General features: G+C 66.6%; 13 protein-coding genes. 6 read left to right on the top strand and 7 right to left on the bottom strand.

The window, feature by feature from the left end; all coding sequences use genetic code 11:
• Nucleotides 1-88: 88 nt before the first annotated feature.
• The 3 genes from MUU56_RS07765 to MUU56_RS07755 are packed head-to-tail and all read left to right on the top strand — an operon-like array spanning nucleotide 89 to nucleotide 5,154.
• A complete protein-coding gene (locus MUU56_RS07765; protein ID WP_398431832.1) occupies nucleotides 89-1,372 on the top strand; it encodes an efflux RND transporter periplasmic adaptor subunit in 1,284 nt (427 codons plus the stop codon).
• An 11-nt stretch (nucleotides 1,373-1,383) separates the two neighbouring features.
• Complete coding sequence (locus tag MUU56_RS07760; protein WP_244766747.1) at nucleotides 1,384-4,521, top strand: efflux RND transporter permease subunit; 3,138 nt, start codon at nucleotides 1,384-1,386, stop codon at nucleotides 4,519-4,521.
• A 6-nt stretch (nucleotides 4,522-4,527) separates the two neighbouring features.
• Complete coding sequence (locus MUU56_RS07755) at nucleotides 4,528-5,154, top strand: TetR family transcriptional regulator (protein ID WP_244766746.1); 627 nt, start codon at nucleotides 4,528-4,530, stop codon at nucleotides 5,152-5,154.
• Here MUU56_RS07755 and MUU56_RS07750 read toward each other — a convergent pair.
• From MUU56_RS07750 to MUU56_RS07735, 4 genes are read right to left on the bottom strand one after another with little or no spacing between them, the layout of a single operon-like run.
• Nucleotides 5,124-5,381, bottom strand: coding sequence for an aminopeptidase (locus MUU56_RS07750; RefSeq protein WP_244766745.1), 258 nt, complete (start codon nucleotides 5,379-5,381; stop codon nucleotides 5,124-5,126). The two genes, MUU56_RS07755 and MUU56_RS07750, sit on opposite strands and share 31 nt — an antisense overlap.
• A 1-nt stretch (nucleotide 5,382) precedes the next feature.
• Complete coding sequence (locus tag MUU56_RS07745; protein WP_244767147.1) at nucleotides 5,383-6,606, bottom strand: aminomethyl transferase family protein; 1,224 nt, start codon at nucleotides 6,604-6,606, stop codon at nucleotides 5,383-5,385.
• Nucleotides 6,607-6,611: 5 nt separating this feature from the next.
• Entirely contained in the window at nucleotides 6,612-8,168 is a 1,557-nt protein-coding gene (locus MUU56_RS07740; RefSeq protein ID WP_244766744.1) for a phytoene desaturase family protein, read from the bottom strand.
• A complete protein-coding gene (locus MUU56_RS07735; RefSeq protein ID WP_244766743.1) occupies nucleotides 8,155-9,774 on the bottom strand; it encodes a phytoene desaturase family protein in 1,620 nt (539 codons plus the stop codon). The genes MUU56_RS07740 and MUU56_RS07735 overlap by 14 nt, the downstream gene beginning before the upstream one ends.
• Nucleotides 9,775-9,937: 163 nt before the next feature.
• Between MUU56_RS07735 and MUU56_RS07730 the strand changes: the two genes are divergently transcribed.
• Genes MUU56_RS07730 through MUU56_RS07720 form a run of 3 tightly spaced genes read left to right on the top strand, consistent with a single transcriptional unit; the run spans nucleotide 9,938 to nucleotide 12,574 of the window.
• Nucleotides 9,938-10,756, top strand: coding sequence for a methyltransferase domain-containing protein (locus MUU56_RS07730; protein ID WP_244766742.1), 819 nt, complete (start codon nucleotides 9,938-9,940; stop codon nucleotides 10,754-10,756).
• 41 nt (nucleotides 10,757-10,797) lie between these two features.
• Nucleotides 10,798-11,463, top strand: a complete 666-nt coding sequence (locus MUU56_RS07725; protein WP_244767146.1) for a TetR family transcriptional regulator C-terminal domain-containing protein — start codon at nucleotides 10,798-10,800, stop codon at nucleotides 11,461-11,463.
• 28 nt (nucleotides 11,464-11,491) lie between these two features.
• Nucleotides 11,492-12,574: an extracellular solute-binding protein gene (locus MUU56_RS07720; RefSeq protein ID WP_244766741.1), complete on the top strand. Its 1,083-nt coding sequence runs from the start codon at nucleotides 11,492-11,494 to the stop codon at nucleotides 12,572-12,574.
• 165 nt (nucleotides 12,575-12,739) lie between these two features.
• Here the strand turns inward: MUU56_RS07720 and MUU56_RS07715 are convergent, their stop codons facing one another.
• The 3 genes from MUU56_RS07715 to MUU56_RS07705 are packed head-to-tail and all read right to left on the bottom strand — an operon-like array spanning nucleotide 12,740 to nucleotide 15,603.
• On the bottom strand, nucleotides 12,740-13,834 hold the full coding sequence (locus MUU56_RS07715) for an ABC transporter ATP-binding protein (RefSeq protein WP_244767145.1): 1,095 nt from the start codon (nucleotides 13,832-13,834) through the stop codon (nucleotides 12,740-12,742).
• Between the two features lie 30 nt (nucleotides 13,835-13,864).
• Nucleotides 13,865-14,689 carry an ABC transporter permease gene (locus tag MUU56_RS07710; RefSeq protein ID WP_244766740.1) on the bottom strand — a complete coding sequence of 275 codons (825 nt, stop codon included), beginning with the start codon at nucleotides 14,687-14,689 and terminating at the stop codon, nucleotides 13,865-13,867.
• On the bottom strand, nucleotides 14,686-15,603 hold the full coding sequence (locus tag MUU56_RS07705; RefSeq protein ID WP_244766739.1) for an ABC transporter permease: 918 nt from the start codon (nucleotides 15,601-15,603) through the stop codon (nucleotides 14,686-14,688). Before MUU56_RS07705 ends, MUU56_RS07710 begins: the two co-directional genes overlap by 4 nt.
• Nucleotides 15,604-15,779 lie beyond the last annotated feature (176 nt).

Below are 15,779 nucleotides of genomic sequence, written 5' to 3'. Positions count from 1 at the left end.
GTTGCGATGCGGTGGTCCTGCGATCACCGCATCTTCACGTTTTCAGGACCCTGCCGCGCTTCGGGCGGCACCGCTTATGGAAGAACCCATGCGTTTCACGAGACCGATTTCGATTGCGACCTTCGGCGCCCTTCTGATTCTCGCCGGCTGTCAGGACGAGCAGGCGCCGCAGGGCGGCTTTGCGTTTCCGCCGCCGCAGGTGGCCGTCGTCGCCGTGAAGACGGAAGACGTGCCGATCACCAATGACCTTCCCGGCCGTATCGCGGCGACGCGCACGGCCGAGGTCCGCCCGCGGGCGACCGGCATCGTCATCGAGCGCATCTTCGAGCAGGGCTCGCAGGTCAAGGAAGGCGACGTGCTCTACCGCATCGACCCCGCGCCGTTCCAGGTGCAGGTCGACAGCGCCGAGGCGACGCTGCGCCGTGCCAAGGCCGTCCAGGCCCAGGCGCGGAACACGGCCGAGCGTCAGGAGCAGCTGCGCAAGTCGAACGTCGCCTCCGCGCAGACCTATGACGACGCCGTCGCCCAGCTGGCGCAGGCGGATGCGGATGTCGCGATCGCCGAGGCGAGCCTTGCGACCGCGAAGCTCAATCTCGAATATACCGAGGTCAAGGCGCCGATCAGCGGCCGCATCGGCCGCGCGCTCATCACCGAGGGCGCTCTGGTGTCGGCGAACGGCACGGAGAACCTCGCGACGATCCAGCAGCTCGATCCGGTCTATGCCGACTTCACCCAGTCGGCGACCGATCTCATGCGCCTGCGCAAGGCGCTGGAGGACGGCGACCTGATGGCCGACAACAATTCCGCCGACGTCAAGCTGGTGCTGGACGACGGCTCGGCCTATCCGCATCCGGGCAAGCTCTTGTTCTCCGAGGCCGCCGTCGACGAGACGACCGGCCAGGTGACGCTGCGCGGCGAATTCCCGAACCCGGACGGCGACCTGCTGCCGGGCATGTATGTGCGCGTGCAGATCGAGCAGGGCATCGAGAAGAATGCCGTGCTCGTGCCGCAGCAGGCCGTCCAGCGCGACTCGTCGGGCAGCGCGCTCGTCTATGTCGTCTCCGCCGACAACAAGGCCGGCACCCGCAGCGTCCGCGTCGGCCGCGCGGCCGGCACGCGCTGGGTCATCACCGATGGCCTGAAGGATGGCGAGAAGATCATCGTCGAAGGCTTCCAGAAGGTTCAGCCGGGCGGTGAAGTCGTTCCGGCGGAATGGAACCCGGGCGCGGTCGCCGGCGCCCAGCAGCCGGCTGCCGAAGGCGGCGCGGCCCAGGCGGGCGACGCCGCCACCACGGAGGGCGCTGCCCAGACCGGCGAGACCGGCAAGGCCGAAGGCGGCGACGACGCCGCCAAGGCCGAGCAGGCAAAGTAAGGATCCGGACGATGCCCAGCTTTTTCATCGACAGGCCGATTTTCGCCTGGGTCGTGGCGATCTTCATCATGATCGCCGGCGCCATCTCCATCCCGCTTCTGCCGATCGCGCAATATCCGGACGTGGCGCCGCCGCAGATCTCGGTCTCGACCACCTATTCCGGCGCCTCCTCGCAGGACACCTATCAGAGCGTCACCAAGCTCATCGAGGATGAGCTGAACGGCGTCGAGGGCATGCTCTATTTCGAATCGACCTCGAGCGCCGCGGGCTCGGCCGAGATCAACATCACCTTCGCGCCCGGCACCGATCCGAGCCAGGCTTCGGTCGACGTGCAGAACCGCATCAGCCGCGTCGAGCCGCGCCTTCCCGATTCCGTGCGCCGCCAGGGCGTGCAGGTGGAGGAGGCGGGCTCCGGCTTCCTCCTGATCGTCTCGCTGACCTCCACCGACGGCTCGATGGACGCCATCAGCCTCGGCGACTATCTCAACCGCAACATCCTTTCCGAAATCCAGCGCGTGCCGGGCGTCGGCCGTGCACAGCTCTTCGCCACGCAGCGCTCCATGCGCATCTGGCTGGACCCCGACAAGATGCTCGGGCTCAACCTGACGGCGGCCGACATCACCGCCGCCGTGCAGGCGCAGAACGCGCAGATCGCCGCCGGTTCCATCGGCGCCCAGCCGAACCCGATCACCCAGCAGATCGCAGCGCCCGTCAACATCAAGGGGCAGCTGACGACGCCGGAAGAATTCGGCTCCATCGTGCTGCGTGCCAATGCGGACGGCTCGGCCGTGCGCTTGCGTGACGTTGCCCGCGTCGAGGTGGGCGGCGAAACCTATTCCTTCTCGACCCGTCTCAACGGCCAGCCTTCGGCGGCGATCGGCGTGCAGCTCTCGCCGACCGGCAATGCCATGCAGACATCGGAGGCGATCAAGGCGCGCATGGACGAACTGGCGCAGTTCTTCCCGCCGGGCCTCGAATATTCGATTCCCTACGATACCTCGCCCTTCGTGAAGGTCTCGATCGAGAAGGTGCTGCACACGCTGCTCGAGGCCGTCGGCCTGGTGTTCCTCGTGATGTTCCTGTTTCTGCAGAACATCCGCTACACGATCATCCCGACGCTCGTCGTTCCGGTGGCGCTGCTCGGCACCTGCGCCGTCATGCTTGCCATGGGCTTCTCGATCAACGTTCTGACCATGTTCGCCATGGTGCTTGCCATCGGTATCCTCGTCGACGATGCGATCATCGTCGTGGAGAACGTCGAGCGCATCATGTCGGAAGAAGGCCTGCCGCCGAAGGAGGCGACCCGCAAGGCGATGAAGCAGATCACCGGCGCCGTCATCGGCATCACGCTTGTGCTCGCCTCGGTGTTCATCCCGATGGGCTTCTTCCCGGGCGCGGTCGGCGTCATCTACCAGCAGTTCTCGCTGACGATGGTCGTCTCGATCCTGTTCTCGGCGTTCCTGGCGCTCTCGCTGACGCCGGCGCTGGCCGGCAGCTTCCTCAAGCAGGTGCCGAAGGGGCATCACCATGCCAAGCGCGGCTTCTTCGGCTGGTTCAACCGCAGCTTCGACAGGACGTCGAGGAGCTATAGCGGCAGCGTCGGCTGGCTGATCCGCCGTGCCGGCCGGTTCATGGTGATCTACCTCGCCATCCTCGCGGGCCTCGGCTACATGTTCATGAAGCTGCCGTCCTCGTTCCTGCCGGATGAGGACCAGGGCTTCGTCATCGTCATGATGCAGCTGCCCTCGGAAGCGACCGGCCACCGCACGGACGAGGTGCTGTCCCAGACCGAGAAGATCTTCGGCCAGGAAACGGCGGTCGACACCATCGTCGGCATCAACGGCTTCTCCTTCTTCGGTGCGGGCCAGAATGCCGGCCTAGCCTTCGTGACGCTGAAGGACTGGAGCGAGCGCGGACCGGAAAACGCCGCGCAGGCGATCGCCGGCCGGGCGACCGTCGCGATGAGCCAGATCAAGGACGCGATCAGCTTCGCGCTGTCGCCGCCGCCGATCCAGGGTCTCGGCACGACGGGCGGCTTCTCCTTCCGCCTGCAGGACCGCGGCGGCCTCGGCCAGGAGGCGCTCTCGGCGGCCCGCGACCAGCTTCTCGGCCTTGCCGCGCAGAGCAATGTCGTGGCGGGCGTGCGCGTCGAAGGCATGCCGGATGCCGCGCAGGTCAACGTCATGATCGATCGCGAGAAGGCCAACACCTTCGGTGTGACCTTCGCCGACATCAACTCGACGATCTCGACAAACCTCGGCTCGACCTATGTCAACGACTTCCCGAATGCCGGGCGCATGCAGCGCGTGACGGTGCAGGCGGACCAGGGCGAGCGCATGCAGGTGGCCGACCTCCTGAACCTCAACGTGCGCAATTCGAACGGCGGCATGGTGCCGATCTCGGCCTTTGCGAGCGTGGAATGGGTGAAGGCGCCGACGCAGACGGTCGGCTACAACGGCTATCCGTCCGTCCGCTTCAGCGGCGACACCAAGCCGGGCTTCTCCTCGGGCGATGCCATCGCCGAGATGGAGCGGCTTGCCGCCCAGCTTCCGCCGGGCTTCGGCTATGAGTGGACGGGCCAGTCCCTGCAGGAAATCCAGTCCGGTTCGCAGGCGCCGATCCTCGTCGGCCTTTCGATCCTCCTGGTGTTCCTGTGCCTTGCGGCACTCTATGAAAGCTGGTCGATCCCGTTCGCGGTCATCCTCGTCGTGCCGCTCGGCGTCATCGGCGCGGTCATCGCGGTCACGCTGCGCGACATGTCGAACGACGTGTACTTCAAGGTCGGCCTGATCGCGATCATCGGCCTTTCGGCGAAGAACGCCATCCTGATCATCGAGTTCGCCAAGGACCTGATGGCGGAGGGCAGGTCGCTGATCGACGCGACGATCGAGGCCTGCCACCTGCGCTTCCGGCCGATCCTGATGACCTCGCTGGCCTTCACGCTCGGCGTCCTGCCGCTGGCGATCGCGACGGGCGCAAGCTCGGGCAGCCAGCGCGCCATCGGCACGGGCGTGATGGGCGGCATGATCACCGCCACCGTGCTCGCCATCTTCTTCGTGCCGGTCTTCTTCGTCTTCGTGATGAAGCTGTTCGGCTACGGCAGGAAGAAAAAGGAGGAGCCGGCACCGGCGGCAAGCCCGGCGGAGTAAGCCGCCATGCGCCGGACCAAGGCAGAGGCCAAGGAAACCCGCCAGCAGATCCTGCTGGCGGCAGAAAAGGTCTTCTACGAAAAAGGTGTCGCCCATGCCTCCATGGAGGATGTGGCGCGTGCCGCGGGGGTCACCCGCGGCGCCATCTACTGGCACTTCGCCAACCGGGCGGATCTCGTGCTGGAGCTCTACAATTCGCTGCCCATGCCGCAGGAGGACCTGATCGCCCGCGAGCTGGAAGCCGAAAACGCCGATGTCTTCGCGGTGCTCGAACGGGTCGGCCGCGAATGGCTCGAACTGCTCGCCACCGACGAGCACCGCCAGCGCATCCTGTCGATCCTCCTGCGCTGCGATACGTCCGGCGAATTTTCCGCGATCTCCGAGCGGCAGAACGATCTCGACGACGAGCACATGCAGGCGCTGGAAGCCGCCTTCGCCAAGGCGGAGAAACAGGGAAAACTCTGCGCCTGCTGGACGCCGCGCTCGGCGGCCTCCATGCTGCGCTGGGTCATCAAGGGCCTGTGCTCGGAATGGCTGCTGTTCGGCCGCAGGTTCGATATCGCCAGCGAAGGCAGGGATGCCCTCCGCCGCCTGTTCGCGACCTATTCCTCGCACGCCCCCTCGGCGCGATAGGCCTCGAGCCGTTCGATCCACTCGCCGCCGATCTTCCAGCGCCGCAGCACGGAAACCGGGTCCTCCGCATCGAGCCGCGAACAGATGCGGTAGACCTCCAGCACCTCCGGCGCCATCTCGCCGCGCTGGCAGAAATACATGGCCGCCGCATAGCGCGCGCGCCCGGACCATTCGGCGCCGGGCGGCATGGCGATGATCTCCCAGTTGCGGCGGGTCTCCTCGTCCATGTCAGGTGAGGCCCGGCGGGCTTGCTGTGCGTCGGGCGAGCCTGACGAAGGGGCGCGGCACGATCTTCGCCCGTTTCATCAGCTTCTGGTATTTCAGCTCCCGCATCGCATAGATCTCCACCCAAAGGTCCTCCGTGAACTTCGATCCGTAGGGCCGTTCGAGGCTGGCGATGGCGATGTTGCGCTTGGCCGTCGGCGACCAGATCGCGGCGGTGACGAGGCCCGCCTCGTGCTTTTGCCGATGATAGACGATGGCATGCTCGGCGGGAATATTCCCTTCGATTTCAAGGCCGACGAGGATGTGCTTGAGAGATTGATTCCGCCGCGCGTCGAGGATCGCCCGGCGCCCGTTGAAATTCGGCTTGTCCGGATCGACCAGCCAGTCGAGGCCGATCTCGTCCGGCATGCGCACCCGGTCGGCGCGCAGCGCCCCCTCGGCGGTGACGAAATCCGTATTGGCGACGATGAAGCCGGCCTCGATGCGCGCCTGGTTGAGCGCGCCGTAGCCGATGGCGCGGATCGTGTGCGGCGCGCCGGCGCGCCACACCCGGTCCCACAAGGAAAGCGCCCTGGCGCGGGGCACGAAGAGTTCGTAGCCGAGATCGCCGGTGAAGCCGGTGCGCGATATGGTCACGTCGCCGTCCTCATGCGGGAAGGCGCCTATATGGAAGGGTTTCAATTGCTCAACACCGGCAAACCCGGCATCGCGCAGCACCGCGTAGCTCGTCGGCCCCTGCAGGGCGAGGCCGGCGATCTCCTCCGTCTCCTCGTGGATGTCGACCGCAAAGCCGAAGGCGCTGTCGAGGAGCCAGGGCAGGTGGCGTTCCTGGCAGCAGAGGCGGAATTCGTTCTTGCCGAGGCGGAAGAGCGTGCCGTCGTCCAGCACATGGCCGTGGTCGTCGCACCAGGCGGTGTAGTGCACGCGGTTCACGCCGAGCTTGCGCACGTCGCGTAGGGTCAGCCGGTTGAGGTAGCGCTCGGCGTCCGGGCCGGCGATGCGGTACTTCACCATCGGCGAGATGTCGAAGAGGGCGGCGGTGGAGCGGATGGCGAAATATTCGAGTTCGCCGTCGAACAGCGCATGCGGCGCCTTGTAGCCCGCCCAGTTGTACCAGTCGTTGACCTCGCTCAGCGCCATCAGACGATCATGGAACGGGCTTTCGAGCCGCGGCGCGAGGATATGGTTGCGGGCGGCGCGGCGCAGCTCCGCGGCGGATTTCGTCATGGCGTTCATGCGCTCGCTCCCGAAAGGATGTGGCGGGCCGCGTTCCAGCCCGGCAGGCCGGAAATGCCGCCGCCCGGATGCGCCCCGGCGCTCGCGAGATAAAGGCCTTCGATGGGCGTGCGGTAACCGGAGGCGGCGCCGGTCGGCCGGTTGACGAGCAGCTGGTCGGCCTGCAATTCGCCGTGATGCCAATGGCCGCCCGGCAGGTTGTATTCCGTCTCGATATCGACCGGCGTCATCAGGCTGGCCGCGACCACGGACTTTCCGAGGCCAGGCGCATGGCGTTCCAGCGTGTCGAGCACGATCCTGAGGAAGGCCGGCTTGCCGCTCTCCCAGCCCGCCTTGAGGCGGTAGGGCGCATATTGCACGAGTGCCGACACTGTGCAGCCGCCGCTGGGCGCCAATGACGGGTCGGCAAGGCTCGGCAATGTCACCTCCATGACGGGGTCGCTGGAGAATTCGCCGTACTTCGCCGGGTTGAAGGCCTCCTCGACCTGCTCCATCGAGCGCACCAGCACGATGCGCCCGCCGCGGGCTTCCGCCGGCAGGCCGGTGAAGTTCGGGATGCGGTCGAGCGCGAGGTCGAGCTTGGCGACATTGCCGTGGCTGCGCACGTTCTTCACCGAGCGCACGAAACCGGTGCCGCTTTCGGCGGGATCGACGAGGCGGAGGAAGGTCGTCTGCGGGTGGATAGCCGAGACGATGACGGGGGCAACGATCTCCGTGCCGTCGCCGAGAACCACGCCGCTCGCCCGGCCGCGATCGGCGAGGATGCGGCCGACGGACGTGCCGCAGCGCAGGGTGACGCCGGCCTTTTCGGCGGCGCGCAGGAAGGCGGGCGCGACGCGCGCCATGCCGCCTGCCGGCACGAACTGGCCGCCGGCCTTGCCCGCGACCTCGCCGGTCAGGCGATAGTAGAGGCCGAGCAGGGAGGTCGGCGAGCGGGGGCCGAGATGGATGCCGAGCGTCGCATCGAAGGCGAGGAGGCCCTTCAGCCGGTCGTCCGAAAGATATTCGTCGGCGACGTCGGCGACGTTCATCAGCAGCATGCGCAGGAAATCGCGGCCCTCGCCGCGCCCCTTGCGGATGAGGCCGAAGCCGGTAGCGGCGAAGGTGGAGAGGTCGCCGAGCGAGAGCGCGCCGATCTGCGGCGGCGGGCGGCGGAGGAACCGCTTCAGGATGCCCGCCTGGAAGACCAGCTTCCTGCGCAGGGCCGCGAAGGCGTCCGCTTCCCCGGGTGAGACGCCGTCGATGCGCTCGCCATAGGCGCCGTGCAGCACGGCGGCCTTTCCCGAGCCGTCGAGAACCGTGGTCGGCAGCAAGGTATCGGCGCCGGCAAGGTCGAGGCCGATGTCGCGCGCCACGTCCGCATCGAGCCGGTTGACGAGATGGGCGAGGCCGGCGGAGCGGAAGCCGGGCGCGAACTCGCGGCCGCGCGTCGCCCCGCCCGGCTCGTTCGCCGCTTCCAGCACCAGGACCCTGCGGCCGCCCCTGGCGAGGCGGGTGGCGGCGGCAAGGCCGTTGTGGCCGGCGCCGATCACGATGGCATCAAATGACGTCATGGGCTTTGCTCATCTGTTCGGGGGAACGCTTCAGGTCGCGCAGGATCTCGGCGGCGGCGTTGCGGCCGGGCGCGCCCATCACCCCGCCGCCCGGATGGGTGGAGGAGCCGCACATGTAGAGGCCGGATATCGGGCTGCGGTACTGGGCGTAGCCGGGCACCGGCCGGTTGAAGAGCAACTGGTCGAAGGTGAGCTCGCCCTGGAAAATGTTGCCCTCCGTCAGGCCCACCTCGTTCTCGATCTCGCGCGGCGTGCGCACCTCCATATGCACGATGCGTTCGCGGAAGCCCGGCGAATAATCGGCGATCTGGCCGATCACCGTCTCGGCGAAGGCGTCGCGGTCGGCATCCGTCCAGTCGCGGCCCTGAAGCTTCGGCGGGCAGTACTGCACGAAGCAGCTCATGAAGTGCTTTCCCGGCGAGGCCATGGTCGGGTCGAGCGTCGTCGGGATCACCATGTCGAGGAAGGGATCGGCCGACCAGCGGCCCGCCTTCCAGTCGTCATAGGCGCGTTCCATGCGCTCGATCGAATCGGTGAAATGCATGTCGCCGCGTATGCAGGAGGAGCCTTCCGGCAAAGCCGGGAACGCCGGCAGGCTGTCGAGCGCGATGTTCACCTTGCCGGAGGAGCCGCGCATCTTGAAATGCCTGACCCGGTGGACGAAGTCGCCGGGCAGCGTGTCCTCGTCGACGAGCTTGAGGAAGGTGCGCTTCACGTCGGCATTCGAGACGACGAGGCGGGCGCTGACTTCGTCGCCATTGGCGAGCACGACGCCGGTGGTCCTGCCGCCGCGGGTGAGGATTTTCGAGACCTCGGCATCGGTGCGGATGGTGCCGCCGGAAGCCTCGAAGGAGCGGGCGAGCGCCTGCGTCACCGCGCCCATGCCGCCGCGCGCATAGCCCCAGGCGCCGACGGAGCCGTCTACCTCGCCCATATAGTGGTGCAGCAGGACATAGGCGGTGCCGGGCGACATGGGGCCGAGCGCGGTGCCGATGATGCCCGAGAGCGCGAGATAGGCCTTGATGACGTCGGTCTCGAAATATTCGTCGAGGAAATCGGAGATCGACATGGTCCAGAAGCGCAGCGTCTCGGCCATTTCCTGCGGGCTGAATTCGCCGAACTTTCTGGCGAGATAGAGGAATTCGGAGAGGTCGCGCGGGCGAAAACCGAAGGGGTCGGGCGCCGTGCGCATCAGGAGCGGCTGGATGAAGCGGCACTGGCGCGTCACGTCGCGGGCGTAGCGCTCGTAGGCCTCGGCGTCGCGCTTCGAATAGCGCGCGAATTCGCGGCGGTGGCTGTCGTGGTCGCGGTAGGAGGCGAGGTAGTCGCCGTCGCGGGTGAAGACCGCGCCGCCCTCGTAGGCGATGACCTGGAGGCCGTGTTTCGGCAGTTCCAGGTCGCGCATGATCTCCGGCCGGAAGAGGGAGCAGACATAGGAACAGTTGGAGTAGAGGAAGCCCGGGGTCAGCTCGCGGCTCGTCGCCGCCCCGCCGACCCAGCCGTTCTTTTCGAGCACCGCGACGTTCAGGCCGGAGCGCTGGAGATAGCAGGCGGCGACGAGCCCGTTATGGCCGCCGCCGACGATCAGGGCATCGTACTTTTGCATTTTTGATGTCTCCCTTGTTTCTAAAAGCTGCATCAAAAGCAAAATGTTGTCCAGATATTCTGAATGATCATTCAGCAAGTATCTTGCAATCGCCTGATTATGCGCTAGAATTTCGGCCAGGGAAAAAGCGCGCCGGCCATGCGGCCGAAGGGTGACGGAGGCCATGACGGCAACGGGCAGGGACGGTGCGGCGGCGGAGCCGGAATATGACGAGGCTGCGATCCGCTTCCTCGCGGTCCTGTGGGGCGACGGCTATCTTTCGCCGGGCGGACCGGCGGAGGTCGATCGCGTCCTTGCGGGCGTCGACTTGAAGGGCAGGCGCGTCCTCGATTTCGGCTGCGGGGCAGGCGGCATCACGCTGCATATCGCAAGGACCCACGGCCCGGCCGAGATCGTCGGCTACGACGTGGAGCAGCCGGTCATCGACCGGGCGCGGGCGGCTGCGGCAAGTGCGGGGCTTTGCGCGGTGGCGCGCTTCGTCTCCAGCCCGCCGGGCCGCCTGCCGTTCGACGATAGTGAGTTCGACGTCGTCTTCTCCAAGGATGCGATGATCCACGTGCCGGACAAGGAGGCGCTGTTCGCCGAGCTTTTCCGCGTGCTGAAGCCGGGCGGCGTTCTGGCCGCGTCCGACTGGCTGATCGGCCATGACGGCGCGCCGAGCCCGGACATGCAGGACTACATCGCCGCCGAAGGGCTGAGCTTCGGCATGGCCTCGCCGCGCCGCTACCTTGAGGCGATGGCGGCGGCGGGATTTGCCGACGGCACGGTGGAGAGCCGCAATGCCTGGTATCGCGAGGTGGCGCGCGGCGAGCTGGCGCGGCTGCAAGGGCCGCTCCATGCCGAGGCGGTGGCGGCGGTGGGCGAGGCCTATGTCGCCAAAAACATCCGCACCTGGACGGCCATGCAGAAGGTTCTTGACAGCGGGGAGCATTGTCCGGCTCATCTGCGCGGCGTCAGGCCGGCCGCGGGAGTGCGCCCGTGACCGTGACGATGCGCAATCCCAAAGGCAAGGTGGCGGTGAAGATGCGGGCAGGCGGGGCTGAACAGGGCTCGGGCGACGGCGAGAAGCGGGGGCGCAAGGCCTCCAAGGAGACGCGGCGGCAGCAGCTCGTCGAGGCGACGATCGATTCGCTTGCAAGGCGCGGCTATTCCGACACGACGCTCGCGGATGTCGCGGACGGCGCCGGCCTTTCGCGCGGCATCGTCAACTTCCATTTCGAGAGCAAGGAAAACCTGCTTATCGCCACGCTGCAGTTCATGTCCGAGGAATATGCGGACCATTGGAACGCGGCGCTGGAAAAGGCCGGCCCGAATGCGGCGAGCCGCGTCTGGGCACTGGTTCATGCGGATTTCGACCGCAAGATCTGCACCAAGCGCAAGCTTGCCGCCTGGTGCGCCTTCTGGGGCGAGGCCAAGTCCCGGCCGACCTACCAGGCGCTGTGCGGCGCGCGCGACGTGAAATACCAGGAGACCGTGATCTCGCTCTGCGCCGCGCTGAAGGCGGAGGGCGATTACGCCTACGAGCCGGAGCCGATGGCGCTCTCGCTCTGCGCCATGCTGGAGGGCCTGTGGCTGCGCCTGATGATGGGCGACGGCACCACGCGGGAAAAGGCGCTGGAGGCGGCGATCGCCTTCGTCGTCGCGATCTTCCCGAAGCATCTCACCTTGCAAGGACCACAATCACAATAGGGAACCCGAAACGGGGAAGGAGTACGGCATGAAGACCAAAGACAAGGCCAAACGCACCACGATAGCGGCATTGGCCGCCTTCCTCGCCCTCGGAACCGCCCTTCCAGCCCTTGCCGCCGATACGCTCACCGTCTTCGACTGGTCCGGCTACGAGGACCCCGCCTTCCACCCCGCCTACACGGAAAAGCACGGCGGCTCGCCGGATTTCTCGTTCTTCGGCGACGAGGAGGAGGCCTTCCAGAAACTGCGCTCCGGCTTCAAGGCCGATCTTGCGCATCCCTGCGCGCAGAGCATCGTGAAATGGCGCGAGGCCGGGCTGCTCGAGCCGCTCGACACGTCCAGGCTGGCCGCGTGGAACGATATCCTGCCGGCCTTCAAGGGCATGAAGAACCTGATGACCTCGGACGACGGCACGGCCTGGTTCCTGCCGTTCGAATGGGGCAACACGGTGCTGACCTACCGTACCGACACGGTGAAGCCGGAAGAAATCGCCTCGCTCAGGGCCTTCGCCGATCCGAAGTTCAAGGACCGTGTCTCGATCGGCGACAATGTGGACGATGCCTATGCGCTGGCGAGCCTTGCCATCGGCGTCAAGGACTGGGCGAGCCTGACGGACGCGCAGTTCGAGGAGGCTTCCGCCTTCCTGCGCGAGGTGCACAAGAACGTGCGGCTCTACTGGACGGACAATACCGACCTCAGCCAGGCGCTGGCGAGCGGCGAGGTCGATCTCGCCTGGGCCTGGAACGAGACGGCGACGACGCTGCAGGCCGAAAGCCAGCCGGTCGCCATCAAGAAGGACACCAAGGAGGGGCTGTCCACCTGGGTCTGCGGCTATTCGCGGCTGAAGGGCGGCGAAGGCAGCGCAGATCTTGCCTATGACTACCTCAACGCCGTCACCGATCCGGGCATTGCGGCCTATATGGTCGAGAGCTGGGGCTACGGCCATTCCAACGCCAAGGGCATGGCCGCCGTCGATCCGAAGATCCTCGCCGACAAGGGCTATGCGGACGTCGACGCCTTCGTCGCCAACACCCTGTTCCAGGCGCCGATCCCGACGGAGTTGCGGCAGAAGATGATCGCGGAGTTCGAGAAGATCAAATCGGGGTATTGAGAGGGGGCGGCGGCCCCTCATCCGGCCTGCCGGCCACCTTCTCCCCGCAAGCGGGGAGAAGGGACATTGCCGCAGGGTTTCCTTCGATCATCGCAAAAGCGTCACCACCAGCTTCCTTCTCCCCGCTTGCGGGGAGAAGGTCGCGGCAGCGGGATGAGGGGCCACTCACACGCGCGTAACCGGCGGATCCTCCGCCAGCAACACGAACGCCTCCGGATCATAGGCCAGCCGGATCTCAGCGCCGACCGGCAGGTCGTCGGCGCCGAAACTGTTCGTCTCGACCAGCGAGAGCGGCTGTTCCAGACCGTCGACGCCGACCGTCAGATGTGTGACCTCGCCGAAATAGGCGCGGTTCTCGATGCGGCCGGCAAGCTCATGCGGGGCGCGGTCGTCGTCCCACAGGAGCCGCAGCCGTTCCGGGCGGATGCCGACGGTGACGTGGCCGTTGGTGGCGGCAAAACCCTGCGGCTTGTCGAGATTGACGGCGCCGAAGCGCGCGGCGTCGACGGAGACGGCGTTGCCCTGTTCTCCCAGCACCTTCGCCTTCAGGAAATTCATGCCGCCGAGGAAATCGGCGACCTTGCGGGTGCGCGGGCGCTGGTAGATCTCCTTCGGGCTGGCGATCTGCGCGATGCGGCCGCCGAACATCACGGCGATGCGGTCGGAGAGCGCCAGCGCCTCGTACTGGTCGTGCGTGACGAGGATGAAGGTGATGCCGACGGCCTTCTGCAGCGTGCGCAGCTCCACCTGCATCTCCTCGCGCAGCTTCTTGTCGAGGGCGGAGAGCGGTTCGTCGAGCAGCAGCACCTTCGGCCGCATGACGAGGGCGCGGGCGAGCGCCACGCGCTGGCGCTGGCCGCCGGAGAGTTCGTGCGCCTTGCGCTGGCCGAGGCCGGAAAGGCGCACCTGGTCGAGCGCGTCGCCCACCCGCTTCCTCTCGTCCTGCGCGGAAAGCCTCAGCCGTTTCAGGCCGTAGGCGACGTTTTCGGCGACGTCGAGATGGGGGAAGATGGCGTAGTTCTGGAAGACCATGTTGGTCGGGCGCCGGTTCGGCGGCAGCGCGAGGGAGGGCACGCCGTCGATGAAGATCTCGCCCGCCGTCGGTGTCTCGAAGCCGGCGATGGAGCGCAAGAGCGTGGTCTTGCCGCAGCCGGAGGGCCCGAGCAGCGAGAAGAACTCGCCTTCGCCGATGGTGAGCGAGACATCGTCGAGCGCCTTGTAGATGCCGTAGAACTTCGACACGTTGGCGATCTCGATCATCGGGCGGTCGGCCATGTCCGGCTCCTGTTTCTAAGGCAGCGTGAATGCCATCTGCGTGCGGCGCTCGGCCCGGCGGCGCAGGATCTCGGCAAGGGTGAGCATCAGGATGGAGGCGACGAGCATGACGCTGCCGAGCGCCAGCACGCCCGGCAGCTTCGCCGCGAAGCGCAACTGCCCCCAGATATAGACCGGCAGCGTCGGCTCGGTGCCGGAAAGGAAGAAGGCGAGGATGAACTCGTCGAGCGAGATGGTGAAGGTGACGAGCAGGCTGGAGACGATGGCCGGCGCGACGACCGGCAGCGTGACGCGCCGGAAGGTGCCGATCGCGGTCTCGCCGAGATCGTAGGAGGCTTCCTCCAGGCTGCGGTCGAAGCCCTCGAAGCCGGAGACCAGCACCGACATGGCATAGGGCACGCAGAACACCGTCTGGCCGAGGATGACCGTGATCAGCGACAGTTCGACGCCCATCGCGAGCACGATCATCAAGAGCGACACGGCGACGATGATCTCCGGCAGGAAGAGCGGCGCCATGATGAGGCCGGCCGCCGCCCTCTGGCCGCGGAAGCGGTAGCGCGTGATGGCGCGGGCGGCGCAGATGCCGAGCACGGTGGAGAGCAGCGAGACGGCGACGCCGACGACGAGACTGTTCCAGGCCGCTTGCAGCATGACCGAATTGCCGGCGAGCGAGGCGTACCACTTGGTGGTGAAGCCGGCGAGGGGGAAGGTGGTCGTCGCCGCATCGTTGAAGGAGAAGACCGGCAGAAGCAGGATCGGCAGGTAGAGGAAGAGGAAATAGAGCGCGACATAGGCCGGCAGGAACGGAAGGACGCGCAGGCGCTGCGTGAGGAGGCTCATCTGATCCTCCTGACGGTGAACTTCAGTGCCAGCACGACGGCCGCCGCCGTCAGCGAAACGAGCACCATGGTCGTGACGGAGAGGGCAGCGCCGAGCGGCCAGTTGGCGGCCTTGCCGAACTGCGCCTGGATGGCGGTCGCGATCATCACGCCGTCCTTGCCGCCGACGAGGCGCGGCGTGACATAGTCGCCGACGGTCGGGATCATCACGATCAGGAAGGCGGAGATGATGCCGGGCAGCGAGACCGGCAGGGTGATGCGCAGGAAGGCCTTCAGGCGGCTGTCGCCGAGATCGCGCGCCGCCTCGATCAGCGTGCGGTCGATCTTCTGCAGCGAGACGTAGATCGGCAGGATGGCGAAGGCCGCCCAGCTGTGCACCAGCGTGATGACGACGGCGTTGGAATTGTAGAGCAGCGAGGTCAGCGGCTTGTCGATGAGGCCCATCGAGATGAGGCCGGTGTTCATGACGCCGCCATAGCCGAGGATGACCTTCCACGACATGACGCGCAGAAGATAGCTCGTCCAGCAGGGCACGGTGACGAGGAAGAGCCAGAGGTTCTTGTGCACCCCGCCGTGGAAGGAGATGAACCAGGCGACCGGATAGGAGAAGACGACGGTGACGATGCTGACCGTCAGCGAGATCCACAGCGAGCGGACGAACAGGTCACGGTAGATCGGCTCGGTGAGGGCCTGCCGGTAGTTCTCCAGCGTGAAGGTGCGGTCGATGTCGAGATAGTCCTGGGTCCAGAAACTGTAGGCGATGACGATGAGGACCGGGAGGAAGAGCAGCGCCAGTGCATAGAGGAAGGTCGGCGAGATCAGGGCGAGGCCGCGGGCCTCCTCGCTGCGCATCCAGGCCTTGCGCCTCCCGGAGGAGGGCGTATCGGCAAGCGCGCCGAACGCCGCCGCCGTCATCGGCCGCAACTCCCGCCGCGACAACTCTCGTAGAGCGTGAGATTTCCCGTTCCCATGCGCCTGCGCCTTTTCGGCCTCTGCGTGCTCCTTCTCGGGCACGCTGCTGTTCCCTGGTGGACAGCATGCGCCGAAATCCCCGTTGAAATCAAGCCCTGTTTCTGCAATATTGATTGAAC

The sequence above is a fragment of the Shinella yambaruensis genome, assembly GCF_022899355.1.
Classification (GTDB): Bacteria; Pseudomonadota; Alphaproteobacteria; order Rhizobiales; family Rhizobiaceae; genus Shinella; species Shinella yambaruensis.
This window is presented reverse-complemented; position numbering and strand designations above follow the sequence as displayed.